Source organism: Pseudomonas sp. Q11, assembly GCF_024494355.1.
Lineage (GTDB): Bacteria > Pseudomonadota > Gammaproteobacteria > Pseudomonadales > Pseudomonadaceae > Aquipseudomonas > Aquipseudomonas hefeiensis.
This window is the reverse complement of record NZ_JAKNQY010000010.1, coordinates 64,458-85,232: the sequence shown is the minus strand read 5'-3', so window position 1 is coordinate 85,232 and position 20,775 is coordinate 64,458. Positions and strand designations below refer to the sequence as shown.

The window sequence follows — 20,775 nt, the reverse complement described above, 5'->3', positions numbered from 1 at the left end:
TCAGGCAACCCGCATTATTCGAGACTTATCCAATGCATAACAAACTGATGTTCTGCGCCGCTGGTCTGGCGTTGTTGTCCTCCTCCCCGGCTTGGGCAGCGACCCTGCCGACACGCCCGATCCCCGACGCCGGTCGTATCCTGCAGGAGCTGCCGATTCCCCAGCAGGAGCTGCCGCAAAGCATTCGCCTGGATGTAGAAGCGCCGCAACCGGCCCAGGAAAAAGTCGGCGGCGCCAAAGTCCAGCTCAACGCCGTCCATTTCACTGACAACACCCGCATCGACGAAGCCCGCCTGCAACGCGTCGTCGCACCGGCCATCGGTCAGGCCCTTGATCTGGACGAGCTGCGGGAAGTGGCCCGGCAGGTCACGATTTACTACCGCGAGCAAGGCTACCCGTTTGCCCGTGCCTATTTGCCGGCACAGCGCATGGCCAACGGCGAGCTGACCATTGCCGTGATCGAAGGCCGCTATGGGAAAGTCACCGCGACCAACGATGATGCGAAACTGGCCGCCCAGGCGCAGCCTTTCCTGGACGATTTGCAGCCGGGCGACGTGATCGAGCGTGACCGCCTGGAGCGCAGCATATTGGTACTCTCGGATTTGCCGGGCGTGGCTGTTCGTCCGGTCATCCGGCCGGGTGAGGCGCTCGGTACGGGCGATCTGGATGCCAAAGTGAGCAAAACCGAGGCCTTCGAGGGCAAGGCCACGCTGGACAACCACGGCAATCGCTACTCGGGGCGCAACCGCCTGACGGTACAAGGTGACTGGAACAGCCCGATGATGCTGGGCGACAGGCTCAGCGCCGCGGTGATGGCCACCGACGAGGAGCTGTATTTCGGTAGCCTCGGCTACTCGATGCCATTGGGAACGTCTGGCCTGCGCGGCAACGTGAGTTATGCCCAGAGCGCTTATGACCTGGGCGCCGAATTCGCCGACCTGGGGGCGACCGGTACCGCCGAGGTCAGCAGCATCGGCCTGAGTTACCCGCTCCTGCGCAGCAACCAGGCGAATGTCATGTTGACCGGGCAATACCAGCACAAGGACCTTGAGGATAAGTACGAAGTGCTGGGTCTGAGCTTTGAAAAAAGCAGCCACACGCTGCCCATCAGCTTGCAATTTGATGTGCGGGACACCCTATTCGGCGGCGGCATCACCTACGGCGGCGCGACACTGACCTATGGCGACCTGAAACTGGATTCGGCCCTGCGCGAGGGCGATCGTCAGACCGCCCAGACCGAGGGTCAATTCAGCAAAGTGAACGTCGACCTCGCTCGTCTGCAAGCGCTGCCCGCCAACTTCACGCTGTTTGCCCGCGTCCTCGGCCAATGGAGCAATGACAACCTGGACTCTTCCGAAGATTTCAGCCTCGGCGGTATCGATGGCGTACGGGCTTATCCGCAAAGCGAAGCCTCGGGCGATGAAGGCATGCTGACCCAGATCGAACTGCGCTACCCGATCGACAAACTCACGCCTTACCTGTTCTGGGACGCCGGTAAGGTGCGCATCAACCACAACGAATGGGCCGATGAGCAAAACACCCGCAGCATCTCCGGCGGCGGTGTGGGTCTGCGCGCTCAATACGGCCAGATTTCGTTCGATGCAACGGTCGCGTGGCGTCACTCCGGTGGTGAAGCGCAAAGCGATACGCGTCAGGAAAACCCTCAACTGTTCGCTCAGATCGGCTATCAGTTCTAACCGACCAACAACCTCGTGGCGAGGGAGCTTGCTCCCGCTGGGTTTTGTAGGAGCTGGCGAAGCCTGCGATCTTTTGTTTTTTCGCTTGAGATTCAAGTGTTTTTGGAAAGATCGCAGCCTCGTTGCACTCGGCAGCTCCTACACAGCTTCTACACTGCCGCAGCCACTCTCCCTTGTCACACGCCTCTGCGTCCCCCGCCAACAACGTCCCGCACCGAACGGCATGACCGTTTATCGCCCATTAAAAATTTGATAGCTTCAGTTCTCGCTCTACCTGCCGTTATATCGACTTGTTGCCGGCCCGATACGTGATTCCTCGCCTGGCAATTTCGCGACAGTGACCTGGCTAAACACAATAAGAGACCTGGCGAATGGATAACGGACAAAACGAAAGGTCGGCAGCGACGGCGTCTGGGCCGTTGCCGCATATTCTGCTGATCGACGATGTCCCTGAAGACATCCGCGCCACGCTCGTTCTGTTGAAATCACAGCCCTTGCGCATTTCCCTGGCCAGTGACGCCTATCAAGGCTATCAACGCGCACTAGCCCTGCGCCCGGACCTCATCGTCCTGGATGTGCACATGCCACAAATGGACGGTTTCAGCCTGTGCAGGCTGTTGCGCGAGGCACCGGCCACCCGGCATGTCCCGATCCTGTTCCTGTCCTCGGCCAACACTTCGTTGGAACGGCTCGAAGGGCTGACCGTGGGCGCGGTGGACTACATTCCCAAATCCTGCGCCCCCGAAGAAGTGCTGGCGCGTATCAAGATCCACCTGCAATTGACCTGGCGTGCGCCACCGGCCGTCCATGAAAGCCCGGCCGATCCGGAGCCGCAAGGCGATGAGATCGTGCTGCGCGCGGCGATGCGACTGATAGAAAACCAGCTGGACGACATGCCGTCCCTGGGCCTGCTCGCGCAAAAAGTCGGCACTCATGAAAAACGCCTCACCGCCATTTTTCGCGAACACCTGGGAATGACCGTGTTTGCCTACATTCGCGACGCCCGATTGCGGCGCGGCCAGGATCTGCTCTGCGAAAGCGCCATGAGCGTGCAGGACGTTGCCGAACTGGTGGGCTTTCGCAACGCCTGCAACTTCACCACGGCCTTTCGACAGCGAATCGGCATGACACCCAGCCAGTTTCGCCAGCAAACCCTGGGCATCGCTGAAACCGAGTCGGCCGGGCGCGCCTGATGCGGCCTCTACAGTTTCTCTTATTGACGATAGCGTTGTTATCCACAGGCTTGCTGCACGCGGCGCCTGTGGATATCTGCCGGGTTGACCACCTCGACTTGATGCCCGCGATGCAGATTCTTGAAGACACCCAGGCCAGCCTGAGCCTGGAAGAAGTCGCTCAACTGCCCGACAGCCGTTTCAACCCCGCCACCGCGCACTGGCCGACCCAAGGCTACAGCCGCTCCGCCTTCTGGTTGAAAGTGCAGCTCACCAACCCAAGCGCTGTCGCGTGTTCACGCTTGCTGGTGGTCGGGGCGCCGCGCCTGGAAGACATCCGCGTCTACCAACCGGGGCATGACGCTCACGCCGGAGGCGCCTATCCCTTGGCCGAATGGCCCCAGCCGGCGGCGCGTCAGCCGGCGTTCCCGGTCTCGCTGGCGGCGGGGGAGCGCATCTCGTTGTACGTGCGCGTGGCGAGCAATTTCCAGATGTTGCTGGAACCGGAACTGTGGTCCGAACCGGCGCTGCTGCGCAGTCAGCAACAGACGTACCTCAGCGACGGACTCACCCTCGGCATTGTCCTGCTGGTCGTCCCGTTCGGCTTCATCGTCGGCTGGATCCTGCGCTCCCGACTGCTCACCGTGAACGCTGGCGCGGTCCTCAGCTACATCCTGCTGACCTGCATCATCAACGGTTACTTGATCTACTGGCCCACCGCGCTGGGCTGGACACGGGAGCTGCTGACCTGCGCCAGCGCGATCTCGATCGTACTGTTCCTCGCCTACATGCGCGTGCTGTTGCAGGTGGCTCGGCTGCCCAGAATCATTGGCTGGAGCTATTGGCTGCCGCTGTTGGGCTGCATCCTCGGCCGCCTCTGGTGGCTGAAGGTCGATCCAGTCCAGGGCGCACAGATGGTCCAGATGTCCCTGCTGAGTTTCTACGGCGTGTTGTTCGCCACGTTATTCATGGCGTGGCGCAAGAGGCTTAGCTACAACTGGATGGCCTGGCTGGTGCCGGGGCTGCTGGTAGGGCAAATGCTGATGCGCTACTTTTTCCCGCAGGAACAGTTGCCCTGGCAGTCGCCGCACAGCAAAAACAACTTATCGTCGACCTTGCCGGGCGTGGCGTTGCTGGTGTGCACGTTGATCATGGAAGTCGCCCGCAGCCGCAACCGCGAAAAAAACGCCCTGTCCAACCTCGAGCAACAACGCCAAGCCGAGCACGAACGCCTGGAAAGCACCGTGACGCTGCGCACGTCACAGCTGCGCGAGTCCCTGGCGGCACGCAGTGCGTTGATGGCGCGGATCAGCCACGACCTGCGCTCGCCGCTGGTGCGCATCATCGACTACGCGCGCCTGCTGCATGCCGGGCCCAACCGCGACTATCAAGCCACAATCGAGCGCAACGCCCGCCAGCAACTGGAGCTGATCGACGAGATGCTGGAGTTCTCCCGTGGCGAGCTGGAGCAGATGCAACTGACCCTCGCGCCGGGTTATCTGTATGGCTTCTTGCAAGAGATCGCAGACGAAGCGGGCTTTCTCGCCGCGCGCCAGGGCAACACGTTCGAGGCTGTGCTGGCGGAGGATCTGCCGCCACTGGTAGAAGCTGACTTCAAGCGTCTTCGGCAGATCCTCATGAACCTCCTGGCGAACTCGGCAAAATTCACCCGCCACGGCCAGATCCGTTTCGAAGTGAGTGCTTGCCCTGGGGCGAGCGCTGACAGCGTGGAACTGCGCTTCAGCGTGATCGACAGCGGCATCGGCATCGATCCACAAGAATTCGAACAACTGCAGCAACCATTCCGCCGCGGCCGCAATGCCCAGCGTTACGAAGGCAGCGGGCTGGGCTTGTCCATTGTCACGCAACTGCTGGAACGCATGGACAGCCACCTCGAACCCCAAGCCACCGGGAAGGGCAGCCACTTCAGTTTTCGCCTGCAATTGAACTGCGCCCAAGAACACGACCTGGAAAACGGCATCCTCGACAATAACGTCACGCCATTCGATGGCCAGGGCAAGCACGTTTTGCTGGTGGATGACGTCGAGCAAAACAGCGAATGGCTCTACGACCTGCTGGCAGGCTACGGTTTCGACGTGAGCATGGCGGCGAACGGCGAAGACGCCTTGGCCTGCCTGGCAGAACAGCCGATAGACCTGCTGATCAGCGACCAGATGATGCCCGGCATGGACGGCTGGGAACTGCTGCGCCAGGTGCGCGGGCGCTGGCGCAAACTTCCGGTGATGCTCTATTCCGCGGTCCCGCCACGCAGGCCGCAGGATTACCCGCAGGAGCTGGCCTTCGACGCGGTATTGCTCAAGCCCGCCGACAGCCGCGAATTGCTGGCGAGGGTCAAGACACTGGCCTGCCCGGACACGGTGCGTCGCGCGATGGCTCGGGAGTATTAACATGCCGGGTTTGGGTTATCGGCTGCTCTTGCTCGGCAGCCTTTCGATGTTGCCCTGGGCGTGGGTCCGTGCCGAACAAGCGGCGCCCAGCGTCCTCACGCTCGATGAAACCAACGTGACTGCCCGACGCCGCGAGGAAGACCCGCAGCAGGTGCCGATCCCGATCAACGTCGTCTACGGCGAGCAACTGGACGAGGCGGGCCTGCACCGGCTTCAAGATATTCAACAACGCGTACCCGGCTTGATAGTCTCCGGCCACGACGCCCGCTATGCCGGTTTCGGCCTGCGCGGTTTCGGCGCGACCGCCTACAACGATGGCCTGGAAGGCAGCGTCGGCACTTACGTCGATGGCGTCTACCAGGCGCGCCAGGGCATGGCCTTCACCGAGTTGATGGACATCGAGCGCATCGAAGTTTTGCGCGGGCCCCAAGGCACCTTGTTCGGCAAGAACACCACGGCCGGCGCGCTGAACATCATCACCCGACAACCAACATTCCAGCCCGAGGCCAACCTCGAAGCCAGCTACGGCGAGCACGGTTTGCGTGAGTTTCGCGGGACGATTTCCGGTCCGCTGCAGGACGACGTGCTCGCCGGCCGGCTCAATGTCTTCGACAGTTCAACCGATGGCGCAGTAGAGAACCTGCAAGACGGCGCCCGCCTCGGTGATGCCGACAGCCAAGGCCTGCGCGGCCAGTTGCTGTGGACGCCAACCCCGGACTTCAGCGCCCGCCTCATCGCTGACTATGCCGAGCAAAACGAAGCCGGCAACGTCCTACTGGTCAATCATTACAGCGAGCAAACCCGCAAGCGTGCGAAGTTCCTCGGCTACCCGCTGACGGAGCCCGACCCGTACCAGCGCGAAACCCGCATCGACGCACCGGGGCATCCGCAAACGCTGCAGAACGGTGTCTCACTGGAATTGAATTGGGACCTCGACGAGGCAATGCGTTTCACCAGTATCACCGCCTACCGCGACTGGGACTACCGCGCCACCCGCGATAGCGACAGCACTGCGCTGTCGGTGATCCAATCCGAAACCGAGCTGGGTCACCGGCAGTTCAGCCAGGAGTGGCGCCTGTCCGGCACGGCCGGCTCGTCCGTCGATTATGTGGCCGGGCTCTATTACCTGCGCCAGCAGCTCGACCGCCAGATCGACGCCGAATTCGGCAAGGACGCCGCGCCTTGGTTCGTCGGCGATCAACTGGAGCAATTGCAAAAACTCTACGGCATCACCTTCACCGATCCAAGGCAGGTGCCGGCCATGCTGCTGGACGGCGCCCAACAACGTTACGACGGCGAGCAGAAGGGCGACAGCCGAGCCATTTTCGGCCAGATATCCTGGCGCCCGATTGACCCGTTGGAACTCACCGGCGGCCTGCGCTACAGCCAGGAACGCAAGGACGGCTGGATCTCCCGCGACGTCAGCAACCTCGCCCCGCTGACCGGCTTGCCACCCGTGTTCCAGTCGGGCGGGCAATTGCTGCGGCACATCGCCCTCGGTGGTGGTTATCACCGCGAGGATTCGATTGAAGAACACAACGTCTCCAGTCTCCTCAGCGCCAGCTACCGCTTCAGCGATGCCGTAATGGGCTATGTCAGCTGGTCGCGGGGCTACAAGGCCGGCGGCATCAACTTCGACGTGGTCGGCCCGTTCACCGCGCCGACCTTCGAACCGGAGCGCGCCACGTCCGTGGAGCTGGGTATGAAAACGCGGTTCTGGGACGAGCGCGCGATGCTCGACCTGGCCGTTTACCAGACTGACGTCGACAACTACCAAGCACTCACCTACAGCCCGCCGACCTCGCTGTTCGCGCCACCGCTGCGGGACAACCTGATCAACGTCGGCAAAGTCCGCCTGCGCGGCATCGAACTCGATTCCGCCTGGCAACTCGCCCCGCAACTCACCGGACGCCTCGGGCTGGCCTGGAGCGATGCGCGTTACCGCAGCTTCCCCAACGCGCCGTGCCCACCGGCCTCAGGCCAATGGACCTGCGACCTCAGCGGCGAGCGCCTCTACAACGCGCCGGAATGGAACCTCAGCAGCGGCCTCGACCATACCCATCCGCTGGCCCATGGGCTGGAAGCCTACAGCGGCGTCGACTACAGCTTCCGCACCGGCTACTCCGGCACGCTCGAAGGCGGCGAAGGCAGCTATCAACCCAGCTACGGCCTCACCAACCTGCGCCTGGGCCTGCGCAGCCAGGACCGCGCGTGGGAAGTAGAAGGCTGGGTGCGCAACGTCTTCGACCGCCAGTACATCACCGCCGTGTATTCACTGCTTGGCGCCGGAGACTACGGCGTCATGACCGGCAGCGAACGCACCGTCGGCACCACGGTCAGGCTTCGTTATTGACCGAAATAAACCGCGTTGGAAAACACCAAACGACCCCAGTCCTGCCCATAACTGTTGTTCAACGCCTTTGTCATGTCAGCGTCAGATCTGGCTGTCAGTCATTGGGCGCCCGCAACTCGCCAGCCGACCTCGCCTTGCGCCTTTGCCTACAACTACGCCAGAATCCGCCGGCTTGTTCGCCTGGGGTTGCGTCGGTAGTTTGGACCTGTCACTGCTCATCAGTGATCGGGTTTAGCAGCTCGCGGTGAAACAGGTTGTGCAAGGCGTTATCCAGTCGGGATTCCCATCCTGCACTTGATGGTGGCTGTGCGCAGGGCGTTCCCGGACGCGCCGGTTTCTTGTTTCCCCGGTCTGCTAACCTGCGTACAGCTGCCTCCCATCGTTTAGCAGCGAGCGGGTGATGGCTTCAATTACAGGAAGCAAGACGATGGCAAAAGTTACTCCGAATCCTCCTGCGGCAGACGAACCTACGTCCCGCGCCCAGTCCGCCCGCAACAAGAAAATCGATGACGCTGCTACGCGAGCGTTGGATTTTTATCTGAAGCCCAAGCCTAAGAGCGAAACGTCTGATAAGTCCGATTCCATTTTACGGATTGATCCGGGTGTGGATTCTGAGTGTTTGCTTGCGAGCCTCAGTGAGAATCTGGCTTCGGCGAATGCCATGATCAGTGATTTGGCGTTTGATCTGGATGGATCGCGGCGGCGGGTTGCGATGGGGATTTTGCAGGTGATTGAGGTGAGTGAGCTGTTGGCGAATCGGGCTTTGGATATTGTTGAGATGAGGTAGCAGTTCAGCTGCCACTACACAGGGAAAAGGTCTTGCCTAACAAGGCCTTTTTAAAAAAATAAACCAGTCTCCTTTATTTGCTTGCGGGTCTGCTTGCGCTTGCCGGCATGCTGGGCGTCGGCGAAGGTCATCTGTTTCATCATCGAAAAGCTCGGCGGCTGGTGTCTGGAGATTTTGCAAGTTAGGAAGTCTTTTCAGAAATTCCTTAGGTGCGTTTCGGGGTTGTTGAAGAAGTTTACAACTCTATCTGGCAAACAGCGCAATGCCCCATTGTTAGGGGCATTGCTTATAACAGATCCCAAATTGTCATATATATTTATGGGTGAACATCTACAGGGGCGTACTGACTGTAGCCACCGTCGAGTGGATCCCTTGCGGTCACATCATGTCGCCCGCCGTTAGGCGTGGATAATGTCCCTTGAAAGTTACCGTATGGGTCTGCTGTGAGATGGCCATATCGATGACTGGAGTTTGCGTGTTCTATGGAAACTTGACTATTTGGAAGCGCGCCGATCCCGGTCAAAGTGAACTGAAGACTGGCGTTGCTGACGATGCTAGTGATTCGAATGTTGGACATACTATTTACCTTCCATGTCGGAATGAAGAAACCTGTACTGCCAGTATTTTATAGCGTCTGTATTGTTTAGACGGTAACTGTAAGAGTTGACAGTAGCGACAAACGGTTAGGTTTTTTAGAAAGTAAAGCGTGACAGGCGCAGAACGACGAAAAAGGGACTGTCAGATTTTTTGTGTGCGGGCCGGTAACGGCCTGCCCCAGGCAGGCCGTGCTTTTACCAGGTCGGCCTGATAAATCGATCTCCGTACAGAATCGCGAATTGATTCATCGCACTCTTCCAATCGTGGGCCGCTGAGCTCCAGTTTGCCGTAATATTGCGCAACCCAAGCCAGATTAGTTTCGTTGCCGCATCATCGGTCGGGAAGTGGCCGCGGGTCTTGATGATCTTTCGTAGCTGAGCGTTGATGCCCTCGATTGCGTTGGTCGTGTAGATCACTTTTCGGATCGCTGGCGGGAAAACGAAAAAGAAGGGCGGGGGACAGACCACGTTTACGCAGAGTTCGAGGAGGCTCCGGCGCACGGAACGAGCAGTGGTTTCGTAGGTAGACCTAGAAGGGATAGTCGAGAACGTAATCTAATCGTTATGTGCGGCGGCTACTACAGCGTCTAGCCACCTCCCCGATTAATGCTTACCATACCTCCCACCTCGTATTACCGCGGCTGCTGAACCGGGTACTCACGAGGAAATGACCATGGAAAGAACCCGTAGCTGGAGACGCGTAAAGTCCCGTAAACATGGTAGGCACGAAGCGGTTCGCCCGCAGGACGTCAGGCCAGAAAAGAACTGGAAGCTGATATATACCCGCGCCGACAAACTGCAGAGGGCACGCCAACTCGGCATGAGCTATCCCATCCGAACCACTCGCCAATTGTTGGATCGAGAGTGACTAACCTTCTGTTCGTCTGCAGCCGCAACCAATGGCGTAGCCCTACGGCGGAAGCGATCTGGCGCCGTCGTCCTGGTTTCGGCGCTCGTTCGGCGGGCACTAGCCCGAACGCACGCAAGCCTATCGGCCCAGCGGATATCCGTTGGGCCGATGTCATCTTTGTGATGGAGCGCAAGCACGAGCATCGTCTCCGGGCAGAGTACTCTCGGCTGCTTGAGCACAAGCGGCTTCATGTTCTGGATATTCCCGATGATTACCGTTACATGGATCCAGAACTGGTGGACTTGCTCGTAGGTAGCGTGACGTTCTACCTAGCAACTTTGGTTGATCCTTCTGGCGGCACAGATAGATAGCTTTCCCAGGGAAACTGGTGTTTTCTTCATGGCCCTGATGTTCGAGTCAACGAGGGTAGATTTATCTGACGCTGCCACGCGAGCGTTGTCGAGAAGGAGTGGTTCCCCGAAAAAACCGCAGGTCCCCCAGCCTCGGTAAAACGTCAGTCAATGAGGGGGGAAGTGCTGGAGAGATTTAAGTTATCGGACCGGGCGCCGATAGGTTTGCGGAAGAAAATCACCGAAGGACCGGAGCATGTTTTACCCACGCGAAGCCGAAAAAGATAATCTGTATAACCGAATAGTGCTGCTGACCGTTGCCTGCTTGATACTCCTGTTTTTGGCGTCCTTGGCAAAACACTCAGGGATCATTTATGGAGCAATTCAATGGAGTGCCGTCGAGGTAAAAGGCACCGTGACGCAACTTGAAAGCATTCTGATGAATGAAAACGGCATGATAATTCGCTACCGATATCTCGATAGCGATCAACAAGTCCATGAAGACGAATACCCGGACCAACGCTATAACGAACACGATCAGTACGAGGTAGGTGGAGACGTTCCGCTGCTGTACTCACGTTGGTTCCCTCAAATCAGCAGTATCGCCACCGAGCTACACACCTATCGCTCCGGTTTTTTTGTCATGACTGGCGGTGTACTGCTGACATTGGTGTTCCTGTGGATTTCCTTCAGAACGTTCGGTCGCATTTATCGCATGAAGGAAGAAGACCGCTTCTATTGAAACGGTTGTCAGTCATGGCGCCCAGAGCCCTCATTCATCCAGGTAATCGGTTTCCCCACCCATGAAAAAGTTGATTCTCGCGTTGCTTTCGGTCGTCCTGCTTTCCGGGTGCGTAACCAAGTCTTTGAGTGTCGAAGACCGCCACCAGATCAAAACGATCAAGATCCTTCCCGTGTACTTTGCGGTAGAAAACTTCAAATACACGAGCATGACTCAGGCGTGGGGTGCAGGCCTGGGTGCTGGAGCAGGTGCAGCGACTGGCATGTTGGCCGGAGCATCGAGCGCTGGCACAAGCGCGTTGACGGGCGCCGGCTCGGTCGTGGGCACCAAGGCGGCCGATGGCGCGACGGCGGATATTTCCCAAGCGATTCTGAACAACATGCAAGCCCACGGTATCGATGTGGGCAAACTGGTGCGTGAAAGCTTCGAGAGGCGCATCAAGCAAGAAGGGCTGTTCACCATCGTGGCGCAAGGCGAGAGCGCGGACGCAGACGTTGAAATCATGGTCATGCAGTGGGGGCTTAGCCTGAAAAACTACAGCTCTGTGCTTTACCCAGTCATTGGCGTCAACGGCTCCATGAAACGCAGCGGCACCTCGGTTTGGCGCAACTTCAATACCATTTCGGCATTCAATGAAAGCAACACCCTCGCTTACACCCCTGAGCAGTACGCCACCGATCCCGAAGCAGCGCGTGCGGCTTTTTCCCGGGTGTCTGATTTGGCTGTAGGTAAGCTGATTGAAGACCTGAAGCAATAACAGCATAGGCAAACCGGAGTGCTGCAGGGGCATCGGGGCAGGCGCGCATCAAGGCGGTGGGGGAGGAACAAGATTGTCTTGAGCAAATTGACCAGCGGCGCTTAGTCGGTACCATTTGCGAAACGCCCATCAGCTAAGACAAACTCCCCGTCTTCCCAGACTCGATAAGGATGCGAGCATTGAAGTTTGAAAACGGACAGTTTTCTGGCAGCCATGGAATTATCTTCAGCGTATCGCGCTTCACCCTGTCAGCCGATGAACGGGGTAGTCTCAGAACACTGCATTTTGGTGAAGCGAAGGTCGCCCACTATGAAGTGAGCAACCGGGTGGTGGAGCTCTACGACAAAATGCTCGCCAAGGATTTACCCTGCCAAATGATGGTCGGGATTTCCCAACCCTTGACCCGGCAGCAGGGTGACTTACTCAACACCCAACGAATGAGTATCGCCAACCTCACCAGCGGGGTTTTCGCCGCAGCGGCCGGCAAGTTCATGCCCGGTGCGGTCATCCCTGTGGGATGGGCTGTCCGCGAGTTCACGTTGGGCAAATTGCCTACCTATCACGCCGGTGATGTCATCGTAAGCTTGGATGCACAGGTCAGCGGTGGCATAGGTCCGCAACACTCCACTTCCTCTATGATCATCAAGGCTCAAGGCGGCGAAGACTATGAATGAATTTGGCCTTTACGCCTTGGCATACGCAGTGTTCCTGCTGTTGTTTTTCTATATGAAATCCTACGGCCTCAGGAAATGGCTAGGCATCGCCCTGGTTGCCCTGGGGTTTGCGAGCATTTTTACACTGCCGTCTTTCATCTCGGGTTTTGATCTGGGTATCGCCTCAACCAGTGCTATTGGCATCGGAGCGGCACTGTTTTTTAGCCGGGCCCGGTATATGGCGTGAATTTGCATTCCTCTTTTATTGAGCACTCGCTCCGTGGCTACCAGATGTCTCGATAGTCGAAGGAGACCTGATAGATGTAGGTGGGCCAATCAATTGAATGCTGAAAGTAAGGTTGGAGGGTTGTTACCCATCCATGGGGAACATCAAACCCTCCGTTGTTTATATTGTTTTTGACTGGAATTCCTAGGGCTTCAATGACAGAGCCGTCGTCACCCAAGTCTTCGGAGTACTCTTCTCCCTCGTAGGATTCGGTTTGCTTGTTATACCATTCAAGTCTTAGTTTTAGTCCCATTTTACTCGTTCAGCTATTGATCTGGTTTTTGTTGAGGGTTAGTAGGCGCGAGTCTCGATGAAATATTCCAGTCGGCAGGGAATTTCATATTGGGAGTTTTTTCTATTTTTTTGAGTTGCTCTTCTGTTATCTGAGGCTCTCCTGGTTCAACAGCGTTGAATGGTTTTGCTTCAGTTATCTGGGCTAGCGCTTCGTGTTGCTCGGCGTTTTTTATGCGAGTCTCGAATTGCAGTGAGTCGTCTTTCTTGTCGTCTGGATAGAAGCCTGTTATTGAAAAGTAACGCACGGTATTTTTCTTATTGATGTTTTTTGTCAATTAGTTGCTGCTGGTTAAATAAAGCAACAGGTTTCGCGGTAAGTCTATTGAATACGCGTCTTCCAATGCTTCAATTTGAGATGTGTTCAATGCGTAGTCGTAGAAATGGCTTTCTTCTTTGGTCCAGTTCATTGTTTTTGCTAGAGCCTGAGTGTCGATGCCGAGCGTGTTTTCGTATGAGGCAAAGTCGTCACCGTCTATTACGCCCATTATTCTATATTTCAAGGTCCTATCCTAGAGTGCCGTGTCGTGAGTTCATTAATAAAACTCGACTTTAAGATCCTCTCATCTTCAACGCTTTACGTCGTCGCCATGTACAAACGTTTTTATGGGAGGTGACTAGTTGTTTTTTACCAATTATCTCGGTACCGAAATGAAATTTGATAATCGAATTTTTCTGGGTCGATTGAATGCCCGAAGAAGGGCTGGATGATAGATATCCATTCGGCGCGCACATCAAAGCCCCCGTCATAAATTTCTGGTTCGCTTTCCAGATTTAACGCCGAGATTACCGATACATCATCTCCCATGTCGTTCGAATATTCCTTGCCTTCACCCAGCTCGGTTTTTTTGTCGTACCAATCAAGTCTTAATTTTAGTCCCATTCGGTTTTGCTCCCTGTTTCTGTTGAGGGCTAGTCGGCGCAAGTTCCAATGTAATACTCCAGCCCGTCAGGAAATTTTATATCTAGAATTTTTTCTATTTTGCTGAGCTGTTCTTCTGTTATCTCCAGTTCTCCTGGTTCAATTTCGTTGAAGGGTTTAGCTTCAGTTATTTGCGCCAGCGCTTCTTTTTGTTCGGTGTCCTCTATATAAATCTCAAACTGTAATGAATCGTCCTTTTTGTCATCTGGGTAAAAACCTGTTATGGAGAAGCAAGGCATGGTATTCCCTCTTTTATTGTCGTGGGGTTGTTCTGCCGGGTTTGGCAGGTTTTGTTTGGCGACCTGTTAAGTGGTCGTATTCGCCCAAATGGCTTCCTAGCTTGTCGTACTTTTCTACGGCATTACTTTTGGAGTCCCATTCATAAATACGACCCTTCCGATCGACCCAACGTCTTCTTTTTTTGCCCCCGCCTTGTACGGAGGACTTTGATTTTACCTTGACGGCATCGGGGAAGGCCGGTAGCAGTTTTGGAGTTTCGTAGTACTTATGATCCCCCGGAACACTCAAAACCACATAAACCGGCCGAACCCCCGAATCCGCCGGAAACACCAGAATGAAATCCCTGTACTCCGGCGGATAGATCGGGTCGACGATGATGCTGTCGGCCATCGGCGTCGGCGGGTAGATCCAAATAGGCGGTGCCTGGGGCGCGGCTTCCAGAGCGGGAATGCCAAGGGTGTCAGCCGGATTGGTAGCCGGCGTCCAAATCAGTTCGATGCCATCACCCAGGTCGGCGATGAACTGATCGGCTCGCGACGTGAACTGAACAACATCAACCATTTCCCAATCGGGATGCTGGCCGGTATAGAAGCCATACCCCTTGAGACTGCCGTCGGCCTGCTGCTCGACGCTCAAGCGCATGCGACTGCGGGCCTGCTTGAGGTCGCGTAGCTGGTCTTCGCTGTAGAGCGCGCTGTCGCCCAGATTGGACGGCCAGAGCAGGGCGACGATCCCGGTCAGCAGGGCGGCACCGACTGTGCCGCCGGCAGCGGCAGCCGCGGAAGTTGCCGAACCGCCCAGCGCGAGCCTGCCCAAGGTAACGGGAACCGCGCCAGCGCCGATCCGCTCGAGGGGGATCGCGCCGGACGGGTCGGCGCTCCGGCCGCCGAGCCACATGAGATCGCCGTACTGCTTGACCAGATCTGCCGGCACGTAGCCGCTGGGGTTGCTGTAATCGATGATGCCGTTAGGGAGCTTGCAGCTCTTGGCAAACACGCATCCGGTAGCGGTGGACAACGGCTTGTTATCCACCGCGGTCCAGCGCGCTTGTTCATGGGCAGCTTGCCGGGCAAGCATGGCTTCATAAGCCCGCTGCCGGGTTTCGCGCTCGGCCAGTTCGCTGGCGGTCATGTCCCGATAAGTGACGTGATGCCCATCGCCGCTGGGCGGGTTTCGGACCTGGGGGATGTCTTTTTTGCGTGTCGCCACGTAGTGAGTCTCGTCCGGAAAAAATGCAGGACAGACGCTAACGCGGGAAGAGAGGGGCGCGATGTAGGAGGTTTCTTGAAGTGGTTGTTCTGGTTTCCTCAATACAGGTAGGGCTGGCTATTTGAGGCTCGGAACAATCTGAAGCGTCAGATCGGGCTGTCAGACATTGGGCGCCCGCAACTCGCCAGCCGACCTCGCCTTGCGCCTTTACCTACAACTACGCCAGAATCCGCCGGCTTGTTCGCCTTGGGTTGCGTCGGTAGTTTGGGACCTGTCACTGCTCATCAGTGATCGGGTTTAGTCGCCCGTCGTTGCTAAGTCGCTCAAGCGTCCATCAGTCAGGTATCCCCATCCCTGCACTCAATGGTGGCTGTGCGCAGGGCGCCCTCGGGCGCGCCGATTCCTTAGCTCGTCGGTCGACTAACCTGCGTACAGCTGCCTCCCAATCGTTTAGTCGCGAACGGGAAGTAGCCTCAACCAAAGAGAGCTAAGGCTATGGTCAAAATTACACCGAATCCTCCAGTTACAGATGAACCCACGTCCCGTGCCCAGTCTGCCCGCAACAAAAAACTCGACGACGCGGCCTCTCGTGCCCTGGATTACTATCTGAAACCCAAGCCTAAGGGCGAAGCGTCTGACAAGTCCGATTCCATTTTACGGATTGATCCGGGGGTGGATTCTGAGTGTTTGCTTGCGAATCTGAGTGAGAACCTGGCTTCGGCGAATGCCATGATCAGTGATTTGGCGTTTGATCTGGATGGGTCGCGACGGCATGTTGCGTTGGGGATTTTGCAGGTGATTGAGGTGAGTGAGCTGTTGGCGAATCGGGCTTTGGATATCGTTGAAGTGAGGTAGGGAGTCCCAAGATGATTTCCCGCGTGAAAGACCTCTAAAAACTCCGTGAGAGCCTGGAAGCGGCATCGAGTTCGGTGCTGCTTCTAACAAACGTGACATCCCCCCAGTTAAGAAAATACGAAGCGCGCCTTGCCAATCCGTGTACCTGAACTAATATCATTTTGCTTTCATGAGGGCAGGTCGCCAGTACGTCCAGATATAGTTAAATGGAGCAGTCATGAAAATAGTTCTAATGCTGATCGGTTTAGCGCTTGCTACTCAGGCAGTTGCAGACGATTGGGGTAGCTTCTCCGACCCTTTGGAGGTGGAGTTTCTATCGACCAAGCATGACGCTAGGTTATTAAGGGATTTCACCTACACGGGGCCAAGCCCTCAAAGACGCTTCTGGATCGCACCGAAAAATACTATCTCAGATGGTGCTTCGATCCCCAAAATTGCCTGGTCCGTTGTTGGCGGCCCATATGATGGCCAATACCGTAAGGCTGCGATAATTCATGATGTGGCTTGTGTTGAAAAGACACGAAGCTGGAAGGAAACGCATCTGGCCTTTTACACTGCGATGAGAGCAGCCGGTGTGGATGCTACGACCTCAAAAATAATGTATGCGGCGGTTTACCACTTTGGCCCTCGGTGGGCAGAGCCAACGCGAATTCTATTGCCACGTACCAATCTAAAATTAGTTTCGTACTCCCTTGATGAGATCAATGCTGGTCTTCCACCAGGAAAACATGCTGTGCTTCTAGATGAGGGGCGCGTGATCGATAGAACAGTATCAACTGGTCTTTTTGAAACGGAACAGCGCCAGGAGGTAGTTGGTGCTGTCGTTGAGGTGCGCGAGTTACAGCCTGATTTCTCCGTAGAAGCGTTCGAGCAGATGTCGCGCGAGATAAAAGAAAAGAATTTGAGTTTGTCAGAAATTGAGATGCTGTCGGCAACAGTGGAAAAGTGATCAGCGGTGAGATAACGAATAAGTACGATAAGAATTAAAATTCCTGAACCACAAGCTTAAGGGAGTGTGGTGATGCGCTAGCTTCGGTGAAAAATAATTTTTGTACAGCCAAGCTACGCTTCATTTGGTATCAAGCATTCCAGACAGGGATACGTCATAAACATGAAGCGATTACTTCTCTTAAGTGGCCCTATGGCCGGCGGTAAGACGTCGGTTTCCGCAGTTCTTCAAGAACACTTTGGTTATTTTTCAATCAGTAGTGGTTCTTTTTTGCGCGTACAGTTGATTAGCCAAGGCGAAGTGCCTGACCGCCACAAGCTTCAGGAACTCGGCGACAGTCTGGATAGGTCAACTGACTTTTCATGGCTCATCGACTCAATCGCCAGACCGGCAATTGACGCCCAGCCGGATGTCGATAACTGGTTGTTGGACGCTGTGCGCAAGTCAAGGCAGGTGGAGCTTTTCAAGCTCCACTTTGCGGGGGCCGTGATGCACGCACATATAGACGCGCCTGAGTCCGTTTTGCGGCAGAGGTACGCTGAGCGCGGCCCTAATCATCTCGCGGAATATCACGAAAATGTGCGACACCCCAATGAGGTCAGTGCACGTTCGCTAGGAAATATAGCGGACAAAGTCTTCGATACTGGAGCATTTACCGTCTTTGAAGTCGCACGGCAGATAGTAAAGTTTTGGGAGGAGTAGTGAATGGAAACTCGACAGATCGTGGTGATCACAGGAAAGACATGTAGCGGCAAAAGCGAATTGGCTCATTTGTTGGAAAAGGACTTTAACTTCGTTGTGGTTCGCGATCGTCGAGCCTCTCAAAATGCAGAGTGGAATCTCAGCATGGCTCAGCCACCACTGATGGATCGCCGAAGAGAACTAGACGAAACCCAGCATGCTCAATGGATGCTCGTCGAAACAAAGGAGATATGTGCTGCTCAGAAGGATGACCGGCCGTTAGTCGTAGATCATCTGGCTACGTTGAAACAGGTTCTGCAGTTTCGAGAAGCCTTCGGGGCAAACTTAGTTCATGTCCACCTTTACGCGAGTGACAAGACTCTGCACGAGCGTTACGAAAAAAGAGTAAAAGGCGAAACCGATCCTGTTCCTTATGACGAGATCAATCAACTGAAGGAGTTGGAGGAAATCCACGCGCTTAAGGAAGATGCGGACGTTCGGATATACACCGAGCGCTCGGATTCTAAAGATACGTTGGTTCGGGTAGCCGCTCGCTTGCATCTTTTTACTCCACCTGAAATTAGATGTGTGGATGTCCTCATTGGAGGGCAGTACGGAAGCGAGGGTAAAGGCAATATAGTTTCCTACCTAGCTCGAGAATACGACGTCATGGTTCGTGTGGGAGGGCCAAACGCTGGACATACCGTGGCCAGTTCAGCAGGTCCCTACACTTATCACCATCTGCCGTCAGGGGCGCGTGATGTGACCGCGCGACTGCTTCTCGGTCCAGGCATGACTATCCGATTGCAGGGGCTTCTGAAGGAAATCGAGGAGTGCGGTATCGGCGTAGACCGGCTATTCATCGATCCTCAAGCCACCATTATCGAAGATGAAGACATTCAGACGGAGAAGAGGCATCTGGTTTCAACAATCGCGTCCACTGGAAGCGGGAGTGGAGCTGCGGCTGCAAGGCGTATTTTGAGTAGGGGTGAGGCAACGATTAGGCTTGCCCGGGACGTCGATGAGTTGCGTCCGTATGTTGGTACTCTTGGAAATTATCACGGCTCCACATCAGATAGGTTGGAAGAGTCTTACCACAACGGCCATTCAATTCTATTGGAGGGCACCCAAGGTAGCGGGTTGAGTATTTTCCATGGTGATTATCCTCATGTGACTTCCAGGGACACCAACGTTGCAGGGTGCATCGCGGAGGCTGGAATATCGCCCAGCAGGATACGCAAAATTCTTATGGTCATTCGACCGATGCCAATTCGTGTTGGCGATCCTGACGGAGACCAGGGGCACACGTCTGGAACGCTCAAGCTTCCCACCACCTTTGACGAGATTGCTGAATTCGCTGGTCTTGATGCTGAGGCGTTAAACGCTGCTGAGAAGACGTCCACCACCGGTCGCAACAGACGGGTCGGCTGGTTCGAATGGGATCAATTTCGGAGAGCATGCGCGCTCAATGCGCCCACCGACATCGTTCTGACATTTGCGGACTACCTTAAGTCCACGAACAGTAAGGCGCATAGGTTCGAGCAGCTCCACCCAGACACGATCAAATTCGTGGAGGAGCTGGAGCGCGTCTCCCAAGCCCCTGTGTCACTGATAAACACCAGGTTTGCCAGAGATGCAAATGCAACTGATCTGCGATCTTTGATCGATCGACGCAATTGGACTGCACGGTCTGGCAGGAGAGACTGATGAATTTAGAAAAGCTGATCGAGCTTTATCCTCGTATCTACCACATGGCTGAACGCGGAACGTGGGAAAGTATTCAACAACGTGGGCTGATGAGCACGACTGCAGTCCTTGATCATCTAGATGTAGCTGATGGCGAGCGCGCTCGGTTTGAAAGCGAGCACCGTGATCAGAAAATGGATGTGAGGGCAGGCCACACCTCGAACATAGTGCTTCGCGATCAAAAGCCGATGCCAGAAAAGCGATTGTTACAGGCTCTAACCAACGGGACAACACCGCGGCAATGGTACGAACTGATCAACGACAAGGTCTTTTTCTGGGTCGCGGAGGAAAGGCTGCATCGTCTGCTTGGTGCCCGTGATTACCGCACGCTCGAACATGATGTTCTGACGTTGAACTCGGCGGAATTCATCCCCGCCTATGCTGAAAAAATATGGTTGTGCCATATGAACTCGGGTAACACATGGCCAATTCCGCATCGTCGTGACACTGAGATATTTCGTAGAATCGCAGATTATCCTGTGAAGCGTTCGGGCAAACCGGTCAAAAATGTTGTCGAGCTGGTTGTCGATTATTCCGTCCCCAACATCACTGACTATGTGGTGGAAGTTCGGCGTATGAGGGGGAGTGAAGTGTTGGGAGTCATTGGTTAGCACTCGTCTACCCAACGGGGGAGTTATGCCGCGACGACGTTCAGCCTCACGAATTTTGCTTGTCAGTTCCTCTCGCCGACTGTTGCTTTTCAAGATCCATTACAGGACCGGCGCCTTGGCGGGGAGAAGCTACTGGGCCACACCAGGTGGTGGGCTGCGAGGTGATGAGACTTTTGAGGCGGCGGCAGTGCGTGAGCTTTACGAGGAGACTGGCCTCGACGTTCAGTCCGTTGGTCGCTGTATTGCACGAAAAGAGTTCATCTGGCAAATGCCTGATGGGGAACATGTAGTTGCGGTCGAAAATTATTATGTGGTACACGCAGGCAACGAAATTTGTTCGACTGCAAGTTGGAGCGCTCAGGAGCGAGAAGCTGTATGTGAGATAAAGTGGTGGTCAGAAAATGAGTTAATGGCTAGCACAGAAGAGATTCTGCCGCCGGATCTGCTGATTTTGTTTGCGCGAGCTATGCTCATGACATCTGATCAATCTGACTAGAGAGCAATCATTTCGTTACACCATCCCCTAAGAGCATGACCTCAGCTATATCGATTTTTCGCAAGTCGAAGTAATCTTGTCGGTTATTTGCGAGCGTTAAAAGTAACTCTTAAAAGGGGGGGGG

21 protein-coding genes and 1 pseudogene are annotated in these 20,775 nt (G+C 55.7%); 16 read left to right on the top strand and 6 right to left on the bottom strand.

The features are described 5' to 3' along the window. Nucleotides 1-32 precede the first annotated feature (32 nt). The 5 genes from MA884_RS12895 (at nt 33) to MA884_RS12875 (ending at nt 8,417) form a co-directional block, all read left to right on the top strand. Nucleotides 33-1,697 carry a ShlB/FhaC/HecB family hemolysin secretion/activation protein gene (locus MA884_RS12895; RefSeq protein ID WP_256230890.1) on the top strand — a complete coding sequence of 555 codons (1,665 nt, stop codon included), beginning with the start codon at nt 33-35 and terminating at the stop codon, nt 1,695-1,697. A 371-nt stretch (nt 1,698-2,068) separates the two neighbouring features. Beyond that, on the top strand, nt 2,069-2,890 hold the full coding sequence (locus MA884_RS12890; RefSeq protein WP_256230889.1) for a DNA-binding response regulator: 822 nt from the start codon (nt 2,069-2,071) through the stop codon (nt 2,888-2,890). Then, nucleotides 2,890-5,277, top strand: coding sequence for a 7TM-DISM domain-containing protein (locus MA884_RS12885; protein WP_256230888.1), 2,388 nt, complete (start codon nt 2,890-2,892; stop codon nt 5,275-5,277). The genes MA884_RS12890 and MA884_RS12885 overlap by 1 nt, the downstream gene beginning before the upstream one ends. Before the next feature lies 1 nt (nt 5,278). Further along, the gene (locus MA884_RS12880) at nt 5,279-7,630 is read left to right on the top strand and encodes a TonB-dependent receptor (protein WP_256230887.1); all 2,352 of its coding nucleotides are present in this window, start codon (nt 5,279-5,281) and stop codon (nt 7,628-7,630) included. Nucleotides 7,631-8,057: 427 nt separating this feature from the next. After that, the gene (locus tag MA884_RS12875; protein ID WP_256230886.1) at nt 8,058-8,417 is read left to right on the top strand and encodes a DUF6124 family protein; all 360 of its coding nucleotides are present in this window, start codon (nt 8,058-8,060) and stop codon (nt 8,415-8,417) included. A gap of 791 nt (nt 8,418-9,208) precedes the next feature. Here MA884_RS12875 and MA884_RS12870 read toward each other — a convergent pair. Further along, nucleotides 9,209-9,460: pseudogene (locus MA884_RS12870) on the bottom strand (transposase); the annotation flags it as partial. Between the two features lie 417 nt (nt 9,461-9,877). On the opposite strand from MA884_RS12870, the gene MA884_RS12860 reads away from it, so the two are divergent. The 5 genes from MA884_RS12860 to MA884_RS12840 all read left to right on the top strand — a co-directional run bounded on the left by MA884_RS12860 (nt 9,878) and on the right by MA884_RS12840 (nt 12,612). Continuing rightward, nucleotides 9,878-10,234 (top strand): phosphotyrosine protein phosphatase, encoded by a 357-nt coding sequence (locus tag MA884_RS12860; protein WP_256230884.1) that lies wholly within the window; start codon nt 9,878-9,880, stop codon nt 10,232-10,234. A gap of 235 nt (nt 10,235-10,469) precedes the next feature. Further along, nucleotides 10,470-10,955, top strand: coding sequence for a DUF3592 domain-containing protein (locus tag MA884_RS12855; protein WP_256230883.1), 486 nt, complete (start codon nt 10,470-10,472; stop codon nt 10,953-10,955). Between the two features lie 61 nt (nt 10,956-11,016). Further along, on the top strand, nt 11,017-11,712 hold the full coding sequence (locus MA884_RS12850) for a hypothetical protein (protein WP_256230882.1): 696 nt from the start codon (nt 11,017-11,019) through the stop codon (nt 11,710-11,712). Nucleotides 11,713-11,891: 179 nt separating this feature from the next. After that, complete coding sequence (locus MA884_RS12845; protein WP_256230881.1) at nt 11,892-12,386, top strand: hypothetical protein; 495 nt, start codon at nt 11,892-11,894, stop codon at nt 12,384-12,386. Next, on the top strand, nt 12,379-12,612 hold the full coding sequence (locus MA884_RS12840) for a hypothetical protein (protein WP_256230880.1): 234 nt from the start codon (nt 12,379-12,381) through the stop codon (nt 12,610-12,612). Before MA884_RS12845 ends, MA884_RS12840 begins: the two co-directional genes overlap by 8 nt. 37 nt (nt 12,613-12,649) lie before the next feature. Here the strand turns inward: MA884_RS12840 and MA884_RS12835 are convergent, their stop codons facing one another. The 5 genes from MA884_RS12835 to MA884_RS12815 all read right to left on the bottom strand — a co-directional run bounded on the left by MA884_RS12835 (nt 12,650) and on the right by MA884_RS12815 (nt 15,313). Further along, nucleotides 12,650-12,904 carry a colicin E3-like toxin immunity protein gene (locus MA884_RS12835; RefSeq protein WP_256230879.1) on the bottom strand — a complete coding sequence of 85 codons (255 nt, stop codon included), beginning with the start codon at nt 12,902-12,904 and terminating at the stop codon, nt 12,650-12,652. A gap of 13 nt (nt 12,905-12,917) precedes the next feature. Then, the gene (locus tag MA884_RS12830; RefSeq protein ID WP_256230878.1) at nt 12,918-13,220 is read right to left on the bottom strand and encodes a pyocin S6 family toxin immunity protein; all 303 of its coding nucleotides are present in this window, start codon (nt 13,218-13,220) and stop codon (nt 12,918-12,920) included. A gap of 350 nt (nt 13,221-13,570) precedes the next feature. After that, entirely contained in the window at nt 13,571-13,825 is a 255-nt protein-coding gene (locus MA884_RS12825) for a colicin E3-like toxin immunity protein (protein WP_256230877.1), read from the bottom strand. Nucleotides 13,826-13,854: 29 nt separating this feature from the next. Next, complete coding sequence (locus tag MA884_RS12820; RefSeq protein WP_256230876.1) at nt 13,855-14,103, bottom strand: pyocin S6 family toxin immunity protein; 249 nt, start codon at nt 14,101-14,103, stop codon at nt 13,855-13,857. Nucleotides 14,104-14,116: 13 nt separating this feature from the next. Next, nucleotides 14,117-15,313, bottom strand: coding sequence for an S-type pyocin domain-containing protein (locus tag MA884_RS12815; protein WP_256230875.1), 1,197 nt, complete (start codon nt 15,311-15,313; stop codon nt 14,117-14,119). Between the two features lie 495 nt (nt 15,314-15,808). Between MA884_RS12815 and MA884_RS12810 the strand changes: the two genes are divergently transcribed. The 6 genes from MA884_RS12810 to MA884_RS12785 all read left to right on the top strand — a co-directional run bounded on the left by MA884_RS12810 (nt 15,809) and on the right by MA884_RS12785 (nt 20,651). Next, entirely contained in the window at nt 15,809-16,168 is a 360-nt protein-coding gene (locus MA884_RS12810; protein WP_256230874.1) for a DUF6124 family protein, read from the top strand. A 217-nt stretch (nt 16,169-16,385) separates the two neighbouring features. Continuing rightward, entirely contained in the window at nt 16,386-17,117 is a 732-nt protein-coding gene (locus tag MA884_RS12805; protein ID WP_256230873.1) for a DUF1353 domain-containing protein, read from the top strand. A gap of 162 nt (nt 17,118-17,279) precedes the next feature. Further along, on the top strand, nt 17,280-17,819 hold the full coding sequence (locus MA884_RS12800; protein ID WP_256230872.1) for an AAA family ATPase: 540 nt from the start codon (nt 17,280-17,282) through the stop codon (nt 17,817-17,819). Nucleotides 17,820-17,822: 3 nt separating this feature from the next. Next, entirely contained in the window at nt 17,823-19,505 is a 1,683-nt protein-coding gene (locus tag MA884_RS12795; protein ID WP_256230871.1) for an adenylosuccinate synthetase, read from the top strand. Continuing rightward, a complete protein-coding gene (locus MA884_RS12790) occupies nt 19,505-20,155 on the top strand; it encodes a hypothetical protein (protein ID WP_256230870.1) in 651 nt (216 codons plus the stop codon). Before MA884_RS12795 ends, MA884_RS12790 begins: the two co-directional genes overlap by 1 nt. Nucleotides 20,156-20,180: 25 nt before the next feature. Beyond that, the gene (locus MA884_RS12785) at nt 20,181-20,651 is read left to right on the top strand and encodes an NUDIX hydrolase (protein ID WP_256230869.1); all 471 of its coding nucleotides are present in this window, start codon (nt 20,181-20,183) and stop codon (nt 20,649-20,651) included. Nucleotides 20,652-20,775: the final 124 nt, after the last annotated feature.

Coding starts and splice junctions, on each gene's coding strand:
- MA884_RS12855 (WP_256230883.1), top strand. CDS start 10,470: ATGTTTTACCCACGCGAAGCCGAAAAAGATAATCTGTATAACCGAATA.
- MA884_RS12790 (WP_256230870.1), top strand. CDS start 19,505: ATGAATTTAGAAAAGCTGATCGAGCTTTATCCTCGTATCTACCACATG.
- MA884_RS12785 (WP_256230869.1), top strand. CDS start 20,181: ATGCCGCGACGACGTTCAGCCTCACGAATTTTGCTTGTCAGTTCCTCT.
- MA884_RS12880 (WP_256230887.1), top strand. CDS start 5,279: ATGCCGGGTTTGGGTTATCGGCTGCTCTTGCTCGGCAGCCTTTCGATG.
- MA884_RS12795 (WP_256230871.1), top strand. CDS start 17,823: ATGGAAACTCGACAGATCGTGGTGATCACAGGAAAGACATGTAGCGGC.
- MA884_RS12840 (WP_256230880.1), top strand. CDS start 12,379: ATGAATGAATTTGGCCTTTACGCCTTGGCATACGCAGTGTTCCTGCTG.
- MA884_RS12810 (WP_256230874.1), top strand. CDS start 15,809: ATGGTCAAAATTACACCGAATCCTCCAGTTACAGATGAACCCACGTCC.
- MA884_RS12800 (WP_256230872.1), top strand. CDS start 17,280: ATGAAGCGATTACTTCTCTTAAGTGGCCCTATGGCCGGCGGTAAGACG.
- MA884_RS12890 (WP_256230889.1), top strand. CDS start 2,069: ATGGATAACGGACAAAACGAAAGGTCGGCAGCGACGGCGTCTGGGCCG.
- MA884_RS12895 (WP_256230890.1), top strand. CDS start 33: ATGCATAACAAACTGATGTTCTGCGCCGCTGGTCTGGCGTTGTTGTCC.
- MA884_RS12825 (WP_256230877.1), bottom strand. CDS start 13,825: ATGGGACTAAAATTAAGACTTGATTGGTACGACAAAAAAACCGAGCTG.
- MA884_RS12885 (WP_256230888.1), top strand. CDS start 2,890: ATGCGGCCTCTACAGTTTCTCTTATTGACGATAGCGTTGTTATCCACA.
- MA884_RS12820 (WP_256230876.1), bottom strand. CDS start 14,103: ATGCCTTGCTTCTCCATAACAGGTTTTTACCCAGATGACAAAAAGGAC.
- MA884_RS12805 (WP_256230873.1), top strand. CDS start 16,386: ATGAAAATAGTTCTAATGCTGATCGGTTTAGCGCTTGCTACTCAGGCA.
- MA884_RS12850 (WP_256230882.1), top strand. CDS start 11,017: ATGAAAAAGTTGATTCTCGCGTTGCTTTCGGTCGTCCTGCTTTCCGGG.
- MA884_RS12875 (WP_256230886.1), top strand. CDS start 8,058: ATGGCAAAAGTTACTCCGAATCCTCCTGCGGCAGACGAACCTACGTCC.
- MA884_RS12835 (WP_256230879.1), bottom strand. CDS start 12,904: ATGGGACTAAAACTAAGACTTGAATGGTATAACAAGCAAACCGAATCC.